The organism is Novosphingobium sp. FW305-C-30-35, from assembly GCF_058783135.1.
The window spans coordinates 3,122,077-3,142,374 of record NZ_JBYSYJ010000001.1 but is presented as its reverse complement, the minus strand read 5'-3'; the positions used below and the strand labels follow the sequence as shown (position 1 = coordinate 3,142,374).

General features: G+C 64.5%; 20 protein-coding genes. 7 read left to right on the top strand and 13 right to left on the bottom strand.

Going from position 1 to position 20,298, the window contains the following annotated elements; translation table 11 throughout:
• Positions 1 to 53 precede the first annotated feature (53 nt).
• Positions 54 to 1,007: an alpha/beta hydrolase gene (locus tag AC3WLM_RS15550; protein ID WP_492477888.1), complete on the top strand. Its 954-nt coding sequence runs from the start codon at positions 54 to 56 to the stop codon at positions 1,005 to 1,007.
• On the top strand, positions 1,004 to 1,489 hold the full coding sequence (locus AC3WLM_RS15545; protein ID WP_039334001.1) for an RNA pyrophosphohydrolase: 486 nt from the start codon (positions 1,004 to 1,006) through the stop codon (positions 1,487 to 1,489). The genes AC3WLM_RS15550 and AC3WLM_RS15545 overlap by 4 nt, the downstream gene beginning before the upstream one ends.
• Positions 1,490 to 1,501: 12 nt before the next feature.
• On the opposite strand, the gene AC3WLM_RS15540 is transcribed toward AC3WLM_RS15545, so the two are convergent.
• The 5 genes from AC3WLM_RS15540 to AC3WLM_RS15520 form a co-directional block, all read right to left on the bottom strand.
• Positions 1,502 to 2,008 (bottom strand): tetratricopeptide repeat protein, encoded by a 507-nt coding sequence (locus AC3WLM_RS15540; RefSeq protein WP_230487634.1) that lies wholly within the window; start codon positions 2,006 to 2,008, stop codon positions 1,502 to 1,504.
• Between the two features lie 66 nt (positions 2,009 to 2,074).
• Positions 2,075 to 3,262 carry an RsmB/NOP family class I SAM-dependent RNA methyltransferase gene (locus AC3WLM_RS15535; RefSeq protein ID WP_492477887.1) on the bottom strand — a complete coding sequence of 396 codons (1,188 nt, stop codon included), beginning with the start codon at positions 3,260 to 3,262 and terminating at the stop codon, positions 2,075 to 2,077.
• A gap of 10 nt (positions 3,263 to 3,272) precedes the next feature.
• The gene (guaB, locus tag AC3WLM_RS15530) at positions 3,273 to 4,730 is read right to left on the bottom strand and encodes an IMP dehydrogenase (RefSeq protein WP_492477886.1); all 1,458 of its coding nucleotides are present in this window, start codon (positions 4,728 to 4,730) and stop codon (positions 3,273 to 3,275) included.
• A 91-nt stretch (positions 4,731 to 4,821) separates the two neighbouring features.
• Positions 4,822 to 6,354 carry a M28 family metallopeptidase gene (locus tag AC3WLM_RS15525; protein WP_492477885.1) on the bottom strand — a complete coding sequence of 511 codons (1,533 nt, stop codon included), beginning with the start codon at positions 6,352 to 6,354 and terminating at the stop codon, positions 4,822 to 4,824.
• A 119-nt stretch (positions 6,355 to 6,473) separates the two neighbouring features.
• Complete coding sequence (locus AC3WLM_RS15520) at positions 6,474 to 7,259, bottom strand: 3-hydroxybutyrate dehydrogenase (RefSeq protein ID WP_039333997.1); 786 nt, start codon at positions 7,257 to 7,259, stop codon at positions 6,474 to 6,476.
• Between the two features lie 95 nt (positions 7,260 to 7,354).
• Here AC3WLM_RS15520 and ypfJ point away from each other — a divergent pair, with 95 nt between their 5' ends.
• Both ypfJ and AC3WLM_RS15510 read left to right on the top strand, forming a co-directional pair.
• Positions 7,355 to 8,212, top strand: coding sequence for a KPN_02809 family neutral zinc metallopeptidase (ypfJ, locus tag AC3WLM_RS15515; protein WP_039333996.1), 858 nt, complete (start codon positions 7,355 to 7,357; stop codon positions 8,210 to 8,212).
• Positions 8,213 to 8,286: 74 nt separating this feature from the next.
• Positions 8,287 to 8,961 carry a hypothetical protein gene (locus AC3WLM_RS15510; RefSeq protein WP_492477884.1) on the top strand — a complete coding sequence of 225 codons (675 nt, stop codon included), beginning with the start codon at positions 8,287 to 8,289 and terminating at the stop codon, positions 8,959 to 8,961.
• A gap of 24 nt (positions 8,962 to 8,985) precedes the next feature.
• Here AC3WLM_RS15510 and AC3WLM_RS15505 read toward each other — a convergent pair whose 3' ends face one another.
• The 4 genes from AC3WLM_RS15505 to sdhC all read right to left on the bottom strand — a co-directional run bounded on the left by AC3WLM_RS15505 (position 8,986) and on the right by sdhC (position 12,513).
• Complete coding sequence (locus AC3WLM_RS15505; RefSeq protein ID WP_492477883.1) at positions 8,986 to 9,708, bottom strand: hypothetical protein; 723 nt, start codon at positions 9,706 to 9,708, stop codon at positions 8,986 to 8,988.
• 138 nt (positions 9,709 to 9,846) lie between these two features.
• Positions 9,847 to 11,661: a succinate dehydrogenase flavoprotein subunit gene (gene sdhA / locus AC3WLM_RS15500; protein WP_039333993.1), complete on the bottom strand. Its 1,815-nt coding sequence runs from the start codon at positions 11,659 to 11,661 to the stop codon at positions 9,847 to 9,849.
• A gap of 3 nt (positions 11,662 to 11,664) precedes the next feature.
• The gene (gene sdhD / locus AC3WLM_RS15495; protein ID WP_039333991.1) at positions 11,665 to 12,048 is read right to left on the bottom strand and encodes a succinate dehydrogenase, hydrophobic membrane anchor protein; all 384 of its coding nucleotides are present in this window, start codon (positions 12,046 to 12,048) and stop codon (positions 11,665 to 11,667) included.
• A 39-nt stretch (positions 12,049 to 12,087) separates the two neighbouring features.
• Positions 12,088 to 12,513 (bottom strand): succinate dehydrogenase, cytochrome b556 subunit, encoded by a 426-nt coding sequence (gene sdhC, locus AC3WLM_RS15490; RefSeq protein ID WP_039334091.1) that lies wholly within the window; start codon positions 12,511 to 12,513, stop codon positions 12,088 to 12,090.
• A gap of 160 nt (positions 12,514 to 12,673) precedes the next feature.
• Between sdhC and bla the strand changes: the two genes are divergently transcribed.
• The 3 genes from bla (at position 12,674) to AC3WLM_RS15475 (ending at position 15,350) form a co-directional block, all read left to right on the top strand.
• The gene (gene bla / locus AC3WLM_RS15485; RefSeq protein WP_492477882.1) at positions 12,674 to 13,534 is read left to right on the top strand and encodes a subclass B3 metallo-beta-lactamase; all 861 of its coding nucleotides are present in this window, start codon (positions 12,674 to 12,676) and stop codon (positions 13,532 to 13,534) included.
• Positions 13,531 to 14,487: a 50S ribosomal protein L11 methyltransferase gene (locus tag AC3WLM_RS15480; protein WP_492477881.1), complete on the top strand. Its 957-nt coding sequence runs from the start codon at positions 13,531 to 13,533 to the stop codon at positions 14,485 to 14,487. The genes bla and AC3WLM_RS15480 overlap by 4 nt, the downstream gene beginning before the upstream one ends.
• Before the next feature lie 65 nt (positions 14,488 to 14,552).
• Positions 14,553 to 15,350 carry an enoyl-CoA hydratase/isomerase family protein gene (locus AC3WLM_RS15475; protein WP_492477880.1) on the top strand — a complete coding sequence of 266 codons (798 nt, stop codon included), beginning with the start codon at positions 14,553 to 14,555 and terminating at the stop codon, positions 15,348 to 15,350.
• Here the strand turns inward: AC3WLM_RS15475 and AC3WLM_RS15470 are convergent.
• From AC3WLM_RS15470 to recN, 4 genes are read right to left on the bottom strand one after another with little or no spacing between them, the layout of a single operon-like run.
• Positions 15,335 to 15,838 (bottom strand): CinA family protein, encoded by a 504-nt coding sequence (locus AC3WLM_RS15470; protein ID WP_492477879.1) that lies wholly within the window; start codon positions 15,836 to 15,838, stop codon positions 15,335 to 15,337. The genes AC3WLM_RS15475 and AC3WLM_RS15470 overlap by 16 nt on opposite strands.
• Positions 15,838 to 17,907, bottom strand: a complete 2,070-nt coding sequence (gene ligA, locus AC3WLM_RS15465; protein ID WP_492477878.1) for an NAD-dependent DNA ligase LigA — start codon at positions 17,905 to 17,907, stop codon at positions 15,838 to 15,840. The genes AC3WLM_RS15470 and ligA overlap by 1 nt, the downstream gene beginning before the upstream one ends.
• Positions 17,904 to 18,596, bottom strand: coding sequence for a GNAT family N-acetyltransferase (locus AC3WLM_RS15460; protein ID WP_492477877.1), 693 nt, complete (start codon positions 18,594 to 18,596; stop codon positions 17,904 to 17,906). Before AC3WLM_RS15460 ends, ligA begins: the two co-directional genes overlap by 4 nt.
• Positions 18,593 to 20,257 carry a DNA repair protein RecN gene (recN, locus tag AC3WLM_RS15455; protein WP_193826735.1) on the bottom strand — a complete coding sequence of 555 codons (1,665 nt, stop codon included), beginning with the start codon at positions 20,255 to 20,257 and terminating at the stop codon, positions 18,593 to 18,595. The genes AC3WLM_RS15460 and recN overlap by 4 nt, the downstream gene beginning before the upstream one ends.
• Between the last annotated feature and the right edge of the window lie 41 nt (positions 20,258 to 20,298).

The following is a 20,298-nucleotide window of genomic DNA, read 5'->3' as shown; positions in this document are numbered from 1 at the left end:
CCAACTTACCACGGTGTTTATAACGAATCCTGTTTGCGGGACGAGGAACTGTCATGACCGATCAGAAGACCCACTACGTACGCCCCGACGTTCAAGCCTTCCTGGCTTTCCTCAACAGCACCGATGCCCCGCCGATGAGCCAGATGGGCCTGGAGGCAGCACGCGCCAGTTACATTGCGATGGGTCAACTTGCCGAAGCAGACCCGCGCGAACTGACGGTGGTCCGAGACCTGACCTGCCCCGGCCCCGCCGGCGACATCCCGCTTCGTCTCTATGACCTGCGCGAAACGCGCGAGGCAGGTCCGGCGGTGGTGTTCTTCCACGGCGGCGGCTTCGTGATCGGCGATCTCGAAAGCCATCACAGCCTGTGCACCGAAATCGCCGCGGAACTCGATCTGCCGGTCATCGCGGTGGACTATCGCTTGGCGCCCGAACACCCCTTCCCCGCCGCGCCGGACGACTGCGAGGCCGCGGCACGCTGGATCGCTGCGAACTCGGCCACGCTGGGGCGCGAAATCACCGGCCTGATCCCCATGGGCGACAGCGCCGGCGGCAACCTGACGATCGTCGTGACCCAGGCGCTGGTCGAAAGCCCCGCGGCGGTGCCGGTGGTCATGCAGGTGCCGATCTACCCGCTTTCCGACGACAAGCCCGATCACCAGTCTTTCCTCGATTTCGCCGAGGGTTTCCTCCTCACCTCGGATTCGATGAACTGGTTCGCCAATGCCTATCAGGCGGTCACCGGCCACAAGCGCGCCTATCCGATCTATGGCGACCACTCGACCACGCCGCCGACGGTGCTAGTGACGGCGGGGCTCGATCCGATTCGCGACAGCGGGCGGGTCTATGGGGCGGAACTCATCCGGTCTGGAGCAGAAGTCGTCTTTCTTGAAATGAAAGGGACGATCCACGGGTTTACGCAGGTGCGCAAGGCAATCCCGAGCGCGCAGGCCGACATGCAGTCGATCTTCAAGGCGGTCCGGCTGCTACTGGAAAGGTTGAAATGACAGACGAATTTGCCGGGCTTCCGTACCGTCCCTGTGTCGGGGTCATGCTCGTGAACAGCGCCGGGCGCGTGTTCGTGGGCAAGCGGATCGACAACAAGGAGATGGACGCCTGGCAGATGCCGCAGGGCGGGATCGACGACGGCGAGGATCTCCACGCCGCCGCCCTGCGCGAGCTGCAGGAGGAGACCGGCGTCTCCTCCCACCTCGTGCAGATCATCGCGGAAACGCGCGACGAACTGCTTTATGACCTGCCCGATTTCCTGATGGGCAAGATGTGGGGCGGCAAGTTTCGCGGCCAGCGCCAGAAGTGGCTGCTGATGCGCTTTTCAGGCGAGGATACCGACATCGACCTCAACGCCCATGAACATGCCGAGTTCGAGGCATGGCGCTGGGTTGAACCGGAACAGGTTCCGGAACTGATCGTGCCGTTCAAGAAGCGCGTCTACCGGCAGGTGGTCGAGGAATTCCGCGAACTGATCTGACGTCCGCTGGCGTCAGTTCGTCTCCACCTTCTCGGCTGGGATGACAGCTTCGGCCGACACGACCTTCTTGGCAGGTCCGCGCGCGATGGCCGCCGAGAGTTCGGCGGTTTCCGCGCAAGCTTTGCCACACAGGCCTTCGAGCCGTGTCAGGTTCCGGCGGGCCTTCTCAAGAGCGCCCTTCTCGACCATCGCGCCGCCTTCGCCGGAAATGGCGACGACATTATTGGGATCGCGTTCGAGCACCTGGCGGTAATAGTGGATCGCCTTGCCCTGCAGCCCATCGCGCCGGGCGGCATCAGCCAGCGCCAGCAGCGCAGGATTGCTGGCCGGATCAAGGGCGAGCGCCGCTTCGAAACTGTCAGTCGCCGCCGAAACGTCGCCCTTGGCGAGTGATGCACGACCGTCCTTGAGCAAGGCTTCGACGCGCGGGTCGGACGCCGCCGTGTTCTTCGCCACGCCCATGCTGCCGGTCACGCCAACGACAAGTGACAGAGCGAGGGCAATGGGGGCGTAACGCATCAACAGCTCCTTGGTCCGATTACCTTTTGAAGGACCATCATTGAATGAACCCGCGTCCATGACGCTTCAGTTAACACGGCGTACGAGCGTTGCGAAGAAAAACCCGTCGGTGCCATCCCTAAAGGGTGTAAGCCGCCAGCCGCTGCCCCGCGCTTGGCCCGCAGGCAGCGGGGGCAGCGCGACATCCCAGCCGGGATTGGCCGAAAGGAATGCCTCTATCCGGTCTGCACCTTCAGCATCGAGCAGGGAGCAGACCACATAAGTCAGCCGACCGCCCGGCCTTACCAGCGAAGCCCCGATATCGAGCACATTGGCCTGCATCGCGCAGTAGCGCTCGATCGCCTTGGCATCGAGCCGCCAGCGCGCCTCGGGATTGCGGCGCCAGGTGCCTGTGCCCGAACACGGCGCATCGATCATCACCGCGTCGGCCTTGCCCTGCCAGTCGGCCAGCATCTCAGCCTCACGTCCGGGGTTGAGCAGGCGCGCTTCAACCAGGACCCCTGCCCTGCTGGCGCGCTCCGGAAGGCGGGACAGGCGGGGCCGGTCAATGTCGCAGGCGAGGAGCTTGCCGCGATTGCCCATTGCTGCCCCCAGCGAAAGCGTCTTGCCGCCCGCCCCCGCGCACAGATCGACCACCACTTCGCCGGGCTGCACGCCAAGCGCCATGCAGGCGATCTGGCTGCCGGCGTCCTGCACTTCGAACAGCCCCTCGGCGAATTCCGGCCACGATTCGACTGCCGTACCCGATGGCAGCCGCAAGCCCTGTGGGGCGATAGCTAGGTCGGCCTCGACAGGCAGGCGCGAACGCAATTCGTCTCGCGTGGTCTTGAGCGTATTGGCCCGGATATCGAGCGGCGCCCTTCCCAGCAGCGCGGCCTGTTCCTGATCATCGAGACCCGAAGCCGCAAGTCGTTCTGCCAGCCACATAGGCGCAACGCCACCGGACGCCACCGGCTCACCTGCCTCAATCGGCGCTGGCCCATAGTTCGATCCATCGAACAACCCGGCCAGAGCCGCGTCCGCTTGCGCCAGACGAAGCATCGCGGCGCGCCCGGACACCGGCACCTCGCCGCATGCCCGGATCGCATTCCATACCAGTTCGCGAATGGCGCGTCGGTCCTTCGAGCCGACATAGCGCCGCGCCCGGAACCAGTCCGCCGCAATCCGGTCTGCCGAAGCCCCTTGCGCCCTGGCTGCCGCAATCACTGCATCAAGCAGATCGATCGCGGCCTGAACCCGCGCCGGAGGCGTCATTCAGCCGCCCTCAGCCGACCTTGTAGTTCGGCGCCTCGCGCGTGATCGTCACGTCGTGGACGTGGCTCTCGCGAAGGCCCGCATTGGTAATGCGCACGAACTGCGCTCGCTTGCGCAGGTCTTCGATCGTGCGGCTGCCAGTGTAGCCCATCGCGGCCTTCACGCCGCCGACGAGCTGGTGGACCACGTCCTTGGCCGGTCCCTTGTAGGGCACCTGGCCTTCGATGCCTTCAGGCACCAGCTTCATCTGGTCCTTGATGTCCTGCTGGAAGTAGCGGTCGGCCGAGCCGCGCGCCATTGCGCCGACCGAACCCATGCCGCGATACGACTTGTAGGCGCGGCCTTGGTACAGGAACGTCTCGCCCGGCGCTTCCTCGGTGCCGGCCAGCATCGAGCCGATCATCACCGAGCTGGCACCGGCGGCAAGCGCCTTGGCAGCGTCGCCCGAGGTGCGCAGGCCGCCGTCGGCAATCACCGGAACGCCCGACTTCTCGGCTTCCTCGGCACACAACATAACGGCCGTCAGCTGCGGCACGCCAACACCCGCGACGATGCGCGTGGTGCAGATCGAGCCGGGACCGATGCCGACCTTCACGCCATCGGCGCCGGCATCGATCAGCGAGCGGGTGGCTTCGGCCGTGGCGACGTTGCCGGCGATCACCTGGACCGAATTCGACAGCTTCTTCGCCGCTTCGACAGCGCGGGCGACGTCACGGTTGTGGCCGTGAGCGGTGTCGATGATGACGACGTCGCATTCGGCCTCGACCAGCGCCTGCGTGCGCAGCAGGCCTTTCTCGCCCACGGTGGTGGCGGCGGCAACGCGCAGGCGACCGGCAGCATCCTTGGTGGCGTCCGGGAAGGTCACGGCCTTCTCGATGTCCTTGACCGTGATCAGGCCGATGCAGTGGAATGCATCATCAACCACCAGCAGCTTCTCGATCCGGCGCTGGTGCAGCAGGCGGCGCGCATCATCGCCGCTGGCGCCGAGCTTTACCGTGGCGAGATTTTCGTGCGTCATCAGTTCGCGCACGGGCTGCTGCGGGTTGTCGGCAAAGCGGACGTCGCGGTTGGTGAGGATACCGACAAGCTTGCCCGAAGCCTCGACCACCGGGATGCCGCTGATCTTGTGCTGGCGCATCAGGGCCTGTGCCTCGCCCAGCGGCGCATCGGGCGAAATGGTAATCGGATTGACGACCATACCACTTTCAAAGCGCTTGACGGCCCGCACCGCGGCGCACTGCTCTTCGATCGAAAGGTTGCGGTGGAGCACGCCGATCCCGCCCAACTGCGCCATGACGATTGCCATGTCGGCCTCGGTCACTGTGTCCATCGCCGACGACAGGACCGGAATGTTGAGATTGATACCCCGGGTCAGCCGCGTGCGCGTGTCGGCCATTGAAGGCACGATATCCGACTCGGCAGGACGCAACAGCACGTCGTCGAAGGTAAGGCCGAGAGGGATGTCCATGATGCGCGCCACTTCTAAAGGTCCGGGGAGATTCGTGGCGGCCCATGTAAACAGGAAGGGGCAGTTCCGCTAGAGGGTTTGGTTCCCGAAATCAGGGGCGCTTTGCAGACGGGGCCGAAGCGCGCGCCGGGTAGCGTTTCGGATCGGCAAAGGCGCGGATCAGTTCGACCTGCAGGTTCACGTCGTCGGCCATCCCGGCGTAGTCGATCCACGGCCCTGGCTGGTCGCTGGGACGATGATAGGTATCCTCCATGAACCGCTCGGTCCGCTCCATGTCGCCGTAGGAGTTGCTGACCATCACCGCCGGGACATCGTGCTGCATCAGGATGAAGCTGTCCTGCCGCCGGATATAGGCGTTGGGCGCATCACCCGGCGCGAGCTTGCGCTTCATGCGCTTGACGACATCGGCAATCAGCGGATCGAGCGGCGTCAGCCCCTTGCCGACCACGCCGATCGGCCCGCCTGGCGGGACCAGCCCGGTACTGTCGACATTGAACGCGGCGACGAACCGATCGAGCGGGATCGGCGGGTTTTCGGCAAAGGCCATCGCGCCGAGCAGGCCGAGTTCCTCCCCCGTAGTCGCGAGAAAATAAACGTCGCGCTCCAGAGGCTTGCCGCGCGAGAGAATGCGCGCGGTTTCGGTCATGACCGCAAGGCCCGATGCATTATCGATCGCGCCGTTGCAGATCAGGTCCTCGGCCGGCGCGCTGCCGCACTCGCCGAAATGGTCCCAGTGCGCCATCATCAGGACGGCCCCCGCCGAAGGATTGCGGCCTTCCAGCTTGCCGATCAGGTTGTGGGTCTTGATCCGCGTTTCGCGGCTAGTTGCCTCGAAAGTGCCGGAAATCCCGAGAAGATAAGGCGAAAAGTCTGCTGCCCGGGCATCTGCCTGAAGCCGGGCCACGGTCGGCCGTGCCGTTCCGGCGAGCAGCGTCTCGGCCGTTGCCGGCGACAGGAATGCCTCGATCTCATTTCCGATTCTTTCGCCTGCGACCGCATAGCCGGCGCGACGCCGGCGGGCGATCACATCTTCCAGGCCCCGCTCATCATCAAGTACGGTGACAACCGCCAGCGCGCCGGCATCCAGCAACCGCCCCGCGCGATCACCTGCCCGATCTCGCGCAAGGCCCTCGGGCAGGCTGTCGAGCATCACGGCAACCCGGCCGGCAAGTTCCGCGCGCGACGTGACGGGTGACGTGGCCTGCCCGACGAACACCAGTGGCGCATCCTGCACAAGGCTGCGCAGGCCAGACGTTACCACGAACACGCTGTCGATCGGCAAGTTCACCCGCTTGCGACCGCGCATGAAGCTGGCACGTGACAGCACCGGTTCACGCTCGACAAGTTCCACTGGGGCGAACCAGCCGTTGCCAGGCATGTTGGTCCCGGCAGACAGCCCGATGTCGAACCACTGACGCGCGAGATAGCGCAGCGTCTTGGTTTCACCCTCGGTGCCCGGTTCGCGTCCATCGAAGGCGTCGCTCGCCAGGGTTTCGACGTGGGCCTTGAGCGCGATCTCCACCGGGCCGGGCTTCTTCGGCGCCGGCCTCGCGGAGACGAGGAGCAGCGCGCCGAGGACCAAGCTCCCCCTTATCGCTACTGTCCAGCCCCCGTAACGCTTCATCGCCGACCCCAAACGCCTCGTCGCAGACCCTTGCTCTCAAAAGCGGGAGCGAGGCGCAAGTTCCCAATTGGGGCGTGGATGATGAACAGAACTTTACATAGGAGGTTGGTGGTTGCCCTTTATTGCGCCACCCAGCCACCGTCGACGTTGTAATTCGCCCCGGTAATGTTGCGCGCTTCATGACGGCACAGGAACAACGCGAGCGCCGCGCAATCTTCCGGCTGGACGAATTGCTTGGTGGGTTGCCGCTCCAGCAGGACATCGTTGATGACCTGATCGCGCGTCAGGCCCCTTGCCTTCATCGTATCGGGAATCTGGTTCTCGACCAGCGGCGTCCAGACGTAGCCGGGGCTGATGCAGTTCGCGGTCACGCCGTCGGTTGCCAGCTCCAGGGCAAGCGTCTTGGTCAGCCCGGCAATGCCATGCTTGGCCGCCACATAGGCGGCCTTGTAAGGCGAAGCCGTGAGCGAATGGGCCGAGGCCGTGAACAGGATGCGACCCCATCCCTTGGCCTTCATGCCCGGAATGCACAGGCGGCAGGCGTCGAATGCGGCCGTGAGGTTGAGCGCGATGATCGTGTCCCACTTGTCGACCGGGAATTCCTCGACCGGGGCGACGTGCTGCATTCCGGCGTTGTTGATCAGGATGTCGACCGCGCCAAACTCCGCCAACGCCGTCGCCACCATCGCTTCGGTGCCTTCGCGCTTCGTCAGGTCCCCTGCGGCAAAGATCGCCCGGCCGCCGCTGACAGAGGCAAGTTCTTCGCACAGCGCCTTGATCTGTTCGGCATCACCGAAGCCATTGAGAACAATGTCCGCTCCTTCTGCGGCCAGCGCCCGCGCATAGGCGAGGCCGATGCCCGAGGTGGAGCCGGTGATGAGCGCGCACTTGCCCTTCAGGAACATTCGATTACTCCGGGGTTTCTGGATGGATTGATCGCGCTGGCATCGCGGGCGGCTCGCCGCTTGTCCAGTCGCAAACGCAAAAAAGGGGATTGCCCATGCGGCTCGACGATTTCGACAGTTCCATCAATGTCCAGGATCAACGCGGCGGCGGCGGCTTCCCGTTCGGCGGCGGCGGCAAGGTGGGTTGCGGCTCGATCGTGATCGCGTTGATTGCCGCAGTGGTGTTCGGCGTCGACCCGATGCAGATGCTGGGTTCGATGCAGCAGGGCCAGGTTTCGGCACCAGTTGAACAGCAGGGTGGCGCCTCCTTGGCAGAAAGCTGCTCCGTCAACGAATTCAGCAAGGAAAGCTGCAACGCGCTGTCCTCGCTCAACAAGACGTGGGGCCCACTGTTCCAGCAGGCCAATATCCCGTTCGAAGCCCCGACTCTCGTGTTTTACTCGCAGAATGGCCGGTCGGGCTGCGGCGCGGCACAGAGCGCGATGGGGCCGTTCTACTGCCCGAGCGACAGCGGCATCTATATCGACACCGATTTCTACACGGAAATGGACCGTCAGATGGGTGCCGGCGGCGACTTTGCCCGTGTCTATGTGATGGCGCACGAATACGGCCACCATATCCAGAGCCTGCTCGGCACGTCAGCCAAGGTGCGGCAGTTGCAGCAGAGCAGTCCGAGCCAGGCCAACCGCTACTCGGTCGCTCTCGAACTTCAGGCCGACTGTTATGCCGGCGTCTGGGCAGGCCGCAATCGGGATCGCATCGAAGCGGGCGACATCGAGGAAGGCATGCGTGCAGCACACCAGATCGGCGACGATACTTTGATGAAGGCGGCAGGCCGCCGTCCGGTGGAGGATGCGTTCACACACGGCAGCGCCGCGCAGCGGATGCAGTGGCTGCGCAAGGGAATCGAGACAGCGGACGAGGACCAGTGCGACACGTTCGCCGCGCTGTGATGAGTGTTTGTTAACATTAATTCACGGAACCGCGAAGGGCCTGAAGACTTCATCCGTTAAACGGGGAGCAGACAATGAAGTTTACCAAGGCCCTTCGGTTCGCAACGATACTGCCTTGCACGCTTGCCGTTGCCTTCCCTCTCGCCGCACAGACTGCGGTTTCGGAGGAAAAGGTGACGGCGAGTGATGTGGTTACGAAGCCTTTGTCCGACTTGAACATCAAGAAGGACGAAGTGCCGGAAATTCTCGTCGCTGCGCGGCAGAAGCCTTATGATCTTGCCGGCATGCGCAAGTGTCCTGCCATCGCCGCAGAGATCACCAAGCTTGACGCTGTTCTTGGTGACGACATCGACGTGGCACGGGACGATGGCAATTCGACGCTGAAGATGGGCAATATTGCCAAGTCACTCGTTGGCTCACTGATTCCGTTCGGCGGCGTAATCCGCGAAATCAGTGGCGCAAATGCCCAGCAGCGCAAGTGGAACGAGGCGATCTACGCAGGGTCGGTGCGCCGCGCCTATCTCAAGGGCGTGGGCGAACAGCGCGGCTGCAAATACCCGGCGAGCGCGGCAACGCCAAAGGATGTTTCAGCCCTGTGGTCCGCACGCGAAGCAGCAGAGGCCAAGGCGGAACGCGACAAGAAGGACGACAGCAAGAAGGACGACGACAAGAAGTCCGCAAAATCGAAGCCGGGCAACGCCGATCCGATCCGCTTCGAAAGCAAACCGGTCGTCCAGAAGGCTGACTGAAAGACCTTCTCGGCCAGATACCGCTTATCCCTTCGCCTTGAGCTTGGCCATTTCAGCGTCGAGTTCCTTGAGGACCTGCTTGCGGATGCTGTCTGACAACGATTTGTCGCGGGCGATTTCCTCGCGCGCCTGACGAATGCCGGCGAGCGCTTCGGCCATGGCATGCTTCTCGATGTCTGCCTCGCTGCCGCATGTGCGGATTCGCACGCGAGTGACCTTGCCGTCGTTCTCCTCGGAGGCATCGACGTTGGCGTAGGCATTCTTGCCCCGGCAATGCGGACCGTCCTCGGAAACGATGTCGGTCACGCCTTCGTTCTCGCCGTTGATCACGATCACGCGCTGCATGCGGCGCTCGCCCTTGCCAGGCAGCGGGGGAGCCGGAGGCATGGGCGGGACGGGCGGAATGCCAGCCTCGGCACGGGCGATCTTCGCCTCGACGTCCGCGTCAGACAATGGCTTGTCGCTCTTGAACACGAAGGTCTTGCCATCGCGGGTGACGGTGCGGACGTGCTCTTGCCCATCCGCGCCGCCATGCTTTTCGATGATGACGGTTTGCTGCCCCATGCCTGGCGCAGGCGGCGCTGGCGGTGCGGGAGGTGACGGGGGAGCCGGAGGTGCGGGCGGCGCGGGCGGAGCAGGTGGCCGCGGCATGTCCGTAATGCCTTGTGCCATGGCCCCCGCTGCGCCCATGACCAATGCAGCGCCTGCCACCAGCGTCAGCTTCGAATGCTTCCAACCGCTCTTCATCGAACTGCCTCCCGGGGCTGCCCGTATCACCGGGCCGAAAATGACTGATGCCGGAGTATTCCTACCCTGGCACCAGATCATCTCAGGTTCGACGAACCGCCGGTCCGCATGGACCAGTGTCGAGGAATTGGCATCGGATCAGTACACGCGCTTCTTCGGCTTGATGTACTCGACGTCGTCGGTCAGCGTGTATTCGTGGACCGGGCGATAGTCGAGACGGACTTCGCCGCCCTTGCCGCCCCAGCCGTTGAACCAGGCTGCGGTGTGCTTCATCCATTCGGCATCGTTGCGCTCGGGGAAATCCTCGTGCGCGTGGGCGCCGCGGCTTTCCTTGCGGTTGTAGGCCGAATGCATGGTGACCGAGGCCTGGCTGATCAGGTTGTCGAGTTCGAGCGTCTCGACGAGATCCGAGTTCCAGATCAGCGAACGGTCGGACACATGGATGTCCTCCATGCGCTTATAGGTGTTGGCGAGCTTCACCTTGCCTTCGGCCATCAGTTCGTCGGTGCGGAACACTGCGGCGTGGGCCGACATCGTCCGCTGCATCTCGACGCGAACCTCGGCCGTGGGCGAGCCGCCCTTGGCGTGGCGGAAGTGATCGAGGCGGGTCAGCGCAAGGTCGGCGCTGTCCTTGGGCAGCGAGTTGTGCGAGGTGCCCGGCTTGATCAGTTCCTTGAGGCGCAGGCCAGTGGCACGACCGAACACGACAAGGTCGATCAGCGAGTTCGAGCCGAGGCGGTTGGCGCCGTGGACCGAAACGCACGCCGCTTCACCCACTGCGAACAGGCCAGGGACGACCGTTTCGGGGTTGCCGTCGGCACCGATGGTGACGACTTCGCCGTGGTAGTTACAGGGGATGCCGCCCATGTTGTAGTGGACGGTCGGCACGACCGGCAGCGGCTGGCGCGTAAGGTCGACGCCTGCGAAGATCTTGCCGCTTTCGGTGATGCCCGGCAGACGTTCAGCCAGGACGCCTGCATCGATGTGATCGAGGTGCAGGTAGATGTGGTCCTTGTGCGGGCCGACGCCGCGCCCTTCGCGGATTTCCATTGCCATCGAACGCGAGACGACGTCACGCGAGGCGAGGTCCTTGGCCGACGGGGCATAGCGCTCCATGAAGCGCTCGCCCTCGGAGTTGGTGAGGTAGCCGCCCTCACCACGTGCACCTTCGGTGATGAGCACGCCGGCGCCGTAGATGCCGGTCGGGTGGAACTGGACGAATTCCATGTCCTGCAGAGGAAGGCCCGCACGCAGGACCATGCCGCCGCCGTCACCGGTGCAGGTGTGGGCGGACGTGGCGGTGAAGTACGAGCGGCCATAGCCGCCGGTGGCCAGCACGACGGCGTGGCTGCGGAAGCGGTGGATCGAACCGTCGTCCATGCACAGCGCAATCACGCCACGGCATTCGCCGTTTTCCATGATCAGGTCGATCGCGAAGTATTCGATGAAGAAGTCCGCGTCGTACTTCAGCGACTGCTGGTACAGCGCGTGAAGCATGGCGTGGCCGGTACGGTCAGCCGCGGCGCAAGTGCGCTGCACCGGCGGGCCTTCGCCCATGTTCTGCATGTGGCCGCCGAACGGACGCTGGTAGATCGTGCCTTCGGGATTGCGGCTGAACGGCACGCCGGCGTGCTCGAGTTCATAGACCGCAGCCGGAGCTTCGCGCACCATGTATTCGATGGCGTCCTGGTCACCCAGCCAGTCCGACCCCTTGACGGTGTCGTACATGTGCCAGGTCCAGTGATCGGGCGAATTGTTGCCGAGCGAGGCGGCGATACCGCCCTGCGCTGCCACGGTGTGCGAGCGCGTCGGGAAGACCTTGGTGATGCAGGCGGTGCGCAGGCCGGCCTGGGCAGAACCCATGGTGGCGCGCAGGCCGGAACCGCCGGCACCGACGACGACGGTGTCGTAGGTGTGGTCGATGATCTTGTAGGCAGGCTGAGTCGAAGTCATGTCTTATGCGCCCCCGAGCGCAATGCGCAGAACCGAAAGGATGCCGAAGGCAGCGGCCGCGAAGGGCACTGCATTGACCAGAAGCCAGGCGACAACCTTGCCGCCTTCTTCATGGACATAATCTTCGAGCATGACCTGCACGCCCATACGGGCATGGGTGAAGGTGTTGATCATGATCAGGATGAGCGCGATCGACGGCAGCGGCCGCGCGACCCAGCCGCGCACAGTGGCATAGCTGTAGTCCGGCAGCAGCGCGAGACTGACGATCAGGAACGTGATCAGGACGAGGTTGCCCACCGCCGTGAGGCGCTGCGTGAGCCAGTGATGGGTGCCTTCGTGGCTGGAGCCCAGCCCGCGCACGCGACCGATGGAGGTGCCGTTACCCATGGGAGTAAGCCTTCCTTGCTTGACGGTTCGTGCCGGCGCTCAGCGCAGCAGCACGAAAGCCCAGAATGCGATGGTGAGGAGGACCGAGATGACGATTGTCAGGCTCGACCAGCGGGCATTGGTTTCCAGTTCGTATCCCGCGCCGATATCGAGGATCAGGTGGCGGATGCCCGAAGCGGCGTGCTGGAAGAAGGCCCAGGTCAGGCCGACAAGCACGATCTTGCCAAGGATCGCGGTAACCGTCTGCAGGCCACCGCCAGTGCCGAGCCACACGTAGTCCAGGAACGTCTGATAGGCCCCTGCCCCGCTTGCCAGCGCACCGATCCACCACAGCAGAAGCCCCAGACCTGCAAACGCAAGGCCGTTGCCGGTGATGCGGTGCAGGATCGAAACCAGCATGGCCGGGCCCCAGCGCCAGATCTGGAGATGCGGAGAAATCGGCCGTGCCTTGCGCGCCTGCGCCATGAACATACCCCCTCGACTAGGTACAAGGATCGCGGAAAGGACAGCCCCCGCGACGGATTGCGAGTCCTATTAGTCGAAAAGACCGCCTGCGCAAGCGTATGCAGGATGTAAAAAAGGACAGCCGGTTGCGCTTGTCCAGCGCGGTCCCTAGACGACCCTCATGAGCATGACACTCGCCGTCCTGGCCGCAGAGACTGCGGTGACGCCCGCCCCGGCCGATACTGCCGCAGCCCGTGCAATCATTCGCCAGTGCGAGGGCAAGGAGAACTTCTCCGATCCCGCCCCGCCTGCCCGGATCTTCGGCAATGTCTGGTACGTCGGCACCTGCAACGTCTCGGTCCTGCTGATCACCGGCCCGCAGGGGCACATCCTGGTCGATGCAGCGGTGGAAGAGGCAGTGCCGCAAATCCTTGCCAATATCCGCAAGCTGGGATTCAACCCGAAGGACATCGACCTGATCGTCTCAAGCCATGAGCATTTCGACCACGTTGGCGGTCTCGCAGCGTTGGAGAAGGCAACCGGTGCGCGCTTCGTCGCCACGGCAGAAGCGGCCAAGGTAATACGCAGCGGCAAAGTCAGCCCCGCTGACCCGCAAGTGCAGGAAATTCACGGCAGTCGCCCTGCAAGAGTAGACTTCGCTTTGAAGACCGGGGACGTATTCAGCGTCGGGCCGCTCAAGATCACGGCTTTCCAGACTCCCGGCCACACCGAGGGTTCGACCAGCTGGCATTGGAAATCGTGCGAGGGGACTGACTGCCGCACGATCACATACGTCGACAGCCTGACCGCTCTCCCGCTCGGCACCTATCGTTTTGCCGATCATCCCGAGCGCGTGGAGATGTTCCGCAAGACCTTCGCGCAAGTGGAGGCGCTGGAATGCGGCGTCCTGCTGACGCCGCATCCTTCGGCCAGCGCCATGTTTGAGCGGATGAGTGGATCCGAACCGCTTGCCAATCGCGATGCCTGCAAGGCGCTGGCAGCGGGGGCACGGGATCGTCTGGAAAAGGCACTGCGTAAATGAGCTGGAAAGTCACCGTCTTTGCCCCGCGCGATGTGATTCAGGCCGCGCTGATCGCGCACGAGGATGCCTGGGACTGGGACCACGACATCGTCATTGCCGGCAGCGAGATCGCCGAGGACAAGCCCGAGGACTGGCAACTCGAAGCCTGGCTTGACCGCAAGCCGACCAAGGCCGACCAGAACGCCATCGCCGATCTGTTCGAAGGGGCACCGCCCACGCTGCAGATCGAGAAGCTGCCCGATACCGACTGGGTGACGCTCAGCCAGCAAGGCGTCGAGCCGATCCGCGAGGGCGTGTTCCACGTACATACGCCCGAATACCCGCCGCTCCTCCAGCGTGGTGTTCGGGACTTCGTGATCCCGGCAAGCCAGGCGTTCGGCACCGGCCAGCACGCAACGACCGCAGGCTGCCTCGCCATGCTGAGCCACATGAAGCGGCAAGGCGTGACCGTGCGCAACCTGGCTGACATCGGCACCGGCACCGGTCTGCTCGGCTTCGCCGGGCTGCATCTGTGGCCGACCGCCCGGGCCATCGCCAGTGACATCGATGCTGTTTGCGGCCCGGTCGTGACAGAGAACGCGGCCAACAACGGCATTCCGCTGGGCGATGGCGTTGGGCGCATGGCCATGGTCATCGCCGCCGGAGTGGACCATCCCCTGCTCCAGGCGGCCGGGCCCTATGACCTGCTGATCGCCAACATCCTTGCCGGGCCGCTGGTCGAACTGGCACCGGAATTCGCCCGCGCCGTTGTGCCGGGTGGCAGCGTGCTGCTGGCCGGACTGCTTGAAACGCAGGAAGCCACTGTCCGGGCAGCCTATCGCAAGGCGGGCCTGAGGCTGGCAGCGCGGATGGTGCGCGGCGACTGGTCGATCCTGTGGTTGCGACGGCGCGCGGCAGGCGGTGTGCGCGCCAGCCGGGTTGGCGCTCTGCCGGAGTGGTCGAAGCGCTGGTAGCGCGGTAGGGGGCTTGTGCATCGCCCGCACTCGATTAATCATTCGGTTAAGGCGGGAGATGCGCGATGACCTACGAGACCTTCACCATCGAAAAGCGGGACGCAGCGGACTGGGTAACGCTGAACCGGCCGGAGATGCTCAACGCGATCTCGCTGCAGATGGTGCGCGAGCTATCCGACTATTTCGGCAGGCTGTTCCACGATCGTGATACCCGCGTCGTTGTGATGCGCGGCGCGGGCAAGGCCTTCTGCGCTGGGCTGGATATCAAGGAACGCGCCGAGAACCGCGAGGAAATCCCGTTTGCGGGCGGGTTCAGCTTTCAGGGCTATCTGGCCGACGTCTATATAAAGATGCGGCGCTGCCCCCAGCCGATTGTCAGCCTAGTCCAAGGTGCGGCCTGTGGCGGTGGCTTCTCGTTCGTGCTGGCCTCGGACATTCGCATTGCGGGGACAAGCGCGAGGATGAACGCCGCCTACATCAAGCTCGGACTCTCGGCCTGCGACATGGGCTGCAGCTATTTCCTGCCACGTCTGGTCGGCACTTCGGTAGCGAGCGAACTGATGCTGACGGGGCGTTTCATCCACGCCCATCGCGCCCTGGCGACCGGGCTCGTTTCGGAAGTCGTACCCGACGAGCAACTTGAAGCGGTCGGCCAGAGGTATGTCGATGACCTGCTTGCCGCCTCGCCTATGGGTCTGCGGATGACCAAGGAGGGCCTCAACCTTTCTATCGACGCGCCGAGCCTGGAGGCGGCAATGGCGATCGAGAACCGCAATCAGTTGATGACGGCGGCCAGCCCCAATTTCCGCGAGGGAATGCAGGCGTTTCTGGAGAAGCGAAAGCCGAACTACGTGCCGGAGTGAGCGGCCAAGGTATCACGCAACAGGATCAGCGCGGCGCGGGTGAAAGCCTGCATGTTGGCAAGACGGTCGTCACTGTTGGTCATAACCCGCACCGACGCCTCGATCCCGTCCGGCCCGACGACGCCAATCGCGCTGGTGCCGGAAGCGACGCCCAAGGGATGTGAGCTACCGCCGGAAGCGCCGGTTTCGGCGATGGCCCAATCGGAACTGTAGCGTTCGCGCATCAGCCGCGCTTGCGCCAGAGCATAGTCCTCCTGCGCCGAAGTGTAACCGCGTAGCGAGCCTGGCGGGTGGCCGAGCACCATGCGCCGCCCCTTGAGCGTGTAGATCACCCCGCCGCCAAGGTAAAACGCGGATGCGCCGGGCATGGCGAGCAAGCTCGCAGAGATGAGGCCTCCGGTCGAGCCATCGACGACGGCAATGGTCTGGTTGTGCGCCTTGAGCAGGGTTCCTGCCTCAGCGGCGATGGCGGCCAAGTCCTGGAGCATCAACCAGCGCTTCGGACGATCTCGGCCCAAGCCGCTTCATCTATCACGTCGATGCCAAGCGCGGCTGCTTGCTTCAGTTTGGAACCTGCGCCGGGTCCCGCCACTACGAGATCAGTCTTGGCAGAGACGGAACCGGCCGCGCGCGCGCCCAGGGCTTCAGCCTGGGCCTTGGCCTCGTCACGGCTCATCGTTTCGAGCTTGCCGGTAAAGACGATGGTCTTGCCGGCCACCGCGCTGTCCTTTGTCTCGACCACGTAGGGTGGCGGGGTGACTTCCGAGAGCAGGTCCTCCCACACCGCGATGTTATGCGGTTCGTGGAAGAAGTCGCCCAACGCTTCGACTACCACTGGGCCGACGCCCTCGATGGAGAGGAGGTCTGCAGTCGCATCGCCGCCTTCCCGCGCAGCAATGGCGGCGTCGCGCAAGTTGGGAAGCGTAACGAAGCGCTTCATCAGATCGCGTGCCGTGACAGCACCGACGTGGCGAATCCCCAAGCCGAAGAGCAGGCGCGCAGCGTCGGGCTCGCGCTTGGCCTCGATGGCTGCCAACAGGTTGTCCACAGACTTGTCCTTCCAGCCTTCGCGCCCGACGATGTCGCTGCGGCGCTTTCTCAGGCGGAAAATGTCGGCCGGGCTTTCAAGCCAGCCGAGCTGAAAGAACTCGATGATCGTCTTTTCCCCCAACCCTTCGATGTCGAGCGCGGCGCGGCTGACGAAGTGCTTGAGGCGTTCGACTCGCTGGGCGGGGCAGATGAGGCCACCGGTGCAGCGAACGTCGACCTCCCCCTCCTCCGCCACCGCTTCGGACTGGCACTCGGGGCAATGGTCCGGGAAGTGGTATGATTCGCGCGGCTCGTCGCGCGTGAGGTTCTCGACCACCTGCGGAATCACGTCGCCCGCGCGCTGGAGCACGATGCGATCGCCGACGCGAAGCCCCAACCTCCCGATCTCGTCGCGGTTGTGCAGGGTGACGTTGGTAACGGTGACGCCGCCGACAAGTACCGGCTTGAGACGGCCCACCGGCGTCAGCTTGCCCGTGCGGCCGACCTGGATGTCGATAGCCTCGAGAGTCGTCTCGGCCTTTTCGGCGGGGAACTTGTGGGCGATGCCCCAGCGCGGGGCCTTGGCGACGAAGCCGAGACGCTCCTGCCAGTCGAGCCGGTCAACCTTGTAGACGACGCCGTCGATGTCATAGGGCAGATCGGCGCGCTGTTGGCCGATCGTGCGGTAATGCGCGACCATCTCGGCAGCGGACGAGCAGCGCACCAGCAGTGGCGAAACCGGCACACCCCACTCCGCAATCTTGCGCATCATCTCGAATTGCGTGGGCGCCGGCACCTCGCTTGCCGCGCCCCAACCGTGGGCGAGAAAGCGCAATGGTCTGGCGGCGGTGACACTGGCGTCCTTCTGGCGCAGCGAACCCGCAGCGGCATTGCGCGGGTTGGCGAAGACCTTGTCGCCTGCTTCGGCCTGCCGGGCATTGAGCGCGAAGAAGTCGGCCTTGGCCATGTAGACCTCGCCGCGAATCTCGAAGACTGCGGGCACGTCGAACAGACCTGCGCCTTTCAGCTCCTGCGGAATATCGGTGATATGCGCCACGTTCGCGGTCACGTCCTCGCCGACCTGCCCGTCACCGCGCGTCGCTGCTCGGACCAGCCTGCCGTTCTCGTAGCGCAGCGAGCAGGACAGGCCGTCGATCTTGTCCTCGGCGGTCATAACCACTTCGGCGCTTTCCGGCAGCGCGAGGAAGCGGCGGACGCGGGCGACGAATTCCTCGACTTCCTCATCGGTGAAGGCGTTGTCGAGGCTCATCATGCGAACCTCGTGGGTGACCTTGCCCAGCGGCGAGGCTGCAACTTCGTGCCCGACTTGCGCGCTGGGACTATCGGGCCGGATCAGATGCGGGAATGCGGCTTCAAGCTCGGCATTGCGGCGCACCAGCGCGTCGTACTCGGCGTCGGAAATCTCGGGCGAATCCTCCGCATGGTAAAGGCGGTTATGCTTTGCAATCTGCCGCGCCAGCCGCATGAGTTCGTTGGCGGCTTCGGCTTCGGTTATCTCGATCATCATGCTGGTCCAAGGAGCGTGGCAACCATCGGGCGACGGGCGCGGAAGCCCAGGCTTTCATAAAGGCGGATCGCCGAGACGTTGCTGGCGTAGCTGTGCAGATACGGCACTTCGCCCCGCGCTGCCATGCCGGCCATGACCTTGCGGATCAGACGCGCGGCAAGGCCCCTGCCCCGGAATTCCGGCCAGGTACAGACACCGCTGAGTTCGGCAAGGTGAGCTGCGGGGCGCATGCGTTCGCCTGCCATCGCGGCTAGGCGGCCATCGATGCGGATGCCGTGGAACTGCCCATAGCGCCAAGTCTGCGGCGCCCAAGGTCCGGGCTCGGTGGCGCGAGCCAGGTCTGCCATTTCGGCCGCATCGGCTTTGCCCAGTGCCACAATTTCGGTATCCTCGATCGGAACGATTGGGCGATCTGCGATCATCTGCAAAAGCGGTGCCTCGCGCAAGACCTGCAGGCCCACGGGCGCAGGCAAGGCTTCGGGCTCGACAAGCCAGATCTCACCCCCGTGCAGATGCTGCGCCAGGTCTCCCTCATTGCCGGGATTTGCCGCGGCAAACGGTCCATAAGCAGGATCAAGACGACGCACCGAGCCCGTCCCCACGTCGAGTGCGTTCTGTGGCCCGCCAAGCGAGTGCCAGACTGGGCGGTCGAGCAAATTGAGTTGCACCATTTGCGAAATTTCGATCACGCCCGCTCCAGCAGACGGTCGGCTTGCGCCCGAGCTTCGGCAGTAACCTCAGCGCCCGAAAGCATGCGCGCGATTTCCTCCTTGCGCGCCGCTGCATCGAGCAACGCGACCGACGTGCGGGTGACGGTGCCATCCGAGCTTTTGGCGATCATGTAGTGGCGGTCGCCGCGCGCGGCGACCTGCGGGCTGTGCGTGACGGCAAGTAACTGCCCGCCACTGGCGAGACGCGCCAGCCGGTCGCCGATCGCGCTCGCCACCGCACCGCCGACGCCACGATCAATCTCGTCGAAGATGATCGTTGCCGCGCCGCCCTCTTCAGCAAGCGCGACCTTAAGCGCGAGGATGAAACGCGAAAGTTCGCCGCCCGAGGCGATCTTGCCGAGTGGGGCGAAATCCGCGCCGGGGTTGGTCGAGATCAGGAACTCGACAGCATCGATTCCGCCAGCGCCCCAGCGATCATCGGGCAGTCGTAGGACCGCTGTGTGGAACTTGGCAGCATCAAGCTTAAGCGGGGCCAGTTCAGCCGCCACTGCCTTGTCGAGCCTGCGGGCAGCTTCGGCGCGCTGGACCGAGAGCGTCTCGGCCTTCGCCTGATAGTCCAGCGCCGCATCGCGCGCGGTCCGTTCGAGACCTGCGATCTGGGCCTCTCCCCCTTCGATGGCGTCAAGCGCAGCGCGCATCTCGGTCATCTTGTGGGGGAGTTCATCGACGGTGCAGCCGTGCTTGCGGGCAGCCGCGCGCAGGTCGAACAGCCGCGTCTCGATGCGGTCGAGCAGAGCGGGATCGTGGGCCAGGACCTCGGCGGCGCGTGCCAGCTTGTCCTCGGCCTCGCTCGCCTCGATGACCGCCCGGTCAAGCGCTTCGAGCGCTTCGGCCAGCAGGGGGTGCTCGGTGGCGATGCGGTCAAGCCGGCGGGCGGCGCTGCGCAGCGTGGCAAGGGCGGAGTCGGAGCCCTCCCACAGGCGCTGCAGTTCGACGAGGTCGCCAGAAAGCCGCTCACCCTTCTGCATATCGGCGCGCTGACCGGCGAGTTCGTCCTCCTCGCCGATGATCGGAGCGAGGGCATTGAGTTCGGCCAAGTGGGCGAGCAGAAGGTCCTGTTCTTCGGCAGCGCGCGAGACTGCGGCACGGGCCGACTGAAGCGCATCCTCTGCCTTGCGCCACTTGATCCATGCGCTGTCCACGCCTGCGACATCGGCCCCGGCATAACGGTCAAGCAGGGCACGATGGCCGCGCGCGTTTACGAGGCCGCGATCATCGTGTTGGCCGTGAAGTTCTACAAGGCTGCGGGCCAGTTCGCGAAGCAGAGCAACGCCGACGGGCTGATCGTTGACGAACGCCTTCGACCCACCATCGGCACGGACGCGGCGCTTGATGATCAAAGGCTCACCCGGTTCAATGTCGACTTCTGCGTCATTCAGAGCCGAGCGAATGGCTACGGGCATCCGGTCAAACTCGAACGTGGCGGTGACGCTGGCCTGATCTTCGCCGGCCCGGACGAGCCCGCTGTCCGCCCGATCGCCCAGAACTAGACCCAGCGCATCGAGCAGGATCGACTTGCCGGCGCCGGTTTCGCCCGTCAGCACGCCAAGCCCGCTGGCAAAGCTGAGATCGAGCGCCTCGATGAGCACGACATTGCGGATCGACAGGCTGGTGAGCATCGCGCGATTCTCTAGCCGGTTGTGGCGCGCTCGTCCACGCA

Coding starts and splice junctions, on each gene's coding strand:
- bla (WP_492477882.1), top strand. CDS start 12,674: ATGAGCATGACACTCGCCGTCCTGGCCGCAGAGACTGCGGTGACGCCC.
- ligA (WP_492477878.1), bottom strand. CDS start 17,907: ATGATGATCGAGATAACCGAAGCCGAAGCCGCCAACGAACTCATGCGG.
- AC3WLM_RS15550 (WP_492477888.1), top strand. CDS start 54: ATGACCGATCAGAAGACCCACTACGTACGCCCCGACGTTCAAGCCTTC.
- AC3WLM_RS15525 (WP_492477885.1), bottom strand. CDS start 6,354: ATGAAGCGTTACGGGGGCTGGACAGTAGCGATAAGGGGGAGCTTGGTC.
- AC3WLM_RS15510 (WP_492477884.1), top strand. CDS start 8,287: ATGAAGTTTACCAAGGCCCTTCGGTTCGCAACGATACTGCCTTGCACG.
- AC3WLM_RS15540 (WP_230487634.1), bottom strand. CDS start 2,008: ATGCGTTACGCCCCCATTGCCCTCGCTCTGTCACTTGTCGTTGGCGTG.
- sdhD (WP_039333991.1), bottom strand. CDS start 12,048: ATGGGTAACGGCACCTCCATCGGTCGCGTGCGCGGGCTGGGCTCCAGC.
- AC3WLM_RS15470 (WP_492477879.1), bottom strand. CDS start 15,838: ATGCTCCAGGACTTGGCCGCCATCGCCGCTGAGGCAGGAACCCTGCTC.
- ypfJ (WP_039333996.1), top strand. CDS start 7,355: ATGCGGCTCGACGATTTCGACAGTTCCATCAATGTCCAGGATCAACGC.
- AC3WLM_RS15475 (WP_492477880.1), top strand. CDS start 14,553: ATGACCTACGAGACCTTCACCATCGAAAAGCGGGACGCAGCGGACTGG.
- AC3WLM_RS15545 (WP_039334001.1), top strand. CDS start 1,004: ATGACAGACGAATTTGCCGGGCTTCCGTACCGTCCCTGTGTCGGGGTC.
- sdhC (WP_039334091.1), bottom strand. CDS start 12,513: ATGGCGCAGGCGCGCAAGGCACGGCCGATTTCTCCGCATCTCCAGATC.
- sdhA (WP_039333993.1), bottom strand. CDS start 11,661: ATGACTTCGACTCAGCCTGCCTACAAGATCATCGACCACACCTACGAC.
- AC3WLM_RS15535 (WP_492477887.1), bottom strand. CDS start 3,262: ATGACGCCTCCGGCGCGGGTTCAGGCCGCGATCGATCTGCTTGATGCA.
- AC3WLM_RS15520 (WP_039333997.1), bottom strand. CDS start 7,259: ATGTTCCTGAAGGGCAAGTGCGCGCTCATCACCGGCTCCACCTCGGGC.
- recN (WP_193826735.1), bottom strand. CDS start 20,257: ATGCTCACCAGCCTGTCGATCCGCAATGTCGTGCTCATCGAGGCGCTC.
- AC3WLM_RS15505 (WP_492477883.1), bottom strand. CDS start 9,708: ATGAAGAGCGGTTGGAAGCATTCGAAGCTGACGCTGGTGGCAGGCGCT.
- guaB (WP_492477886.1), bottom strand. CDS start 4,730: ATGGACATCCCTCTCGGCCTTACCTTCGACGACGTGCTGTTGCGTCCT.
- AC3WLM_RS15480 (WP_492477881.1), top strand. CDS start 13,531: ATGAGCTGGAAAGTCACCGTCTTTGCCCCGCGCGATGTGATTCAGGCC.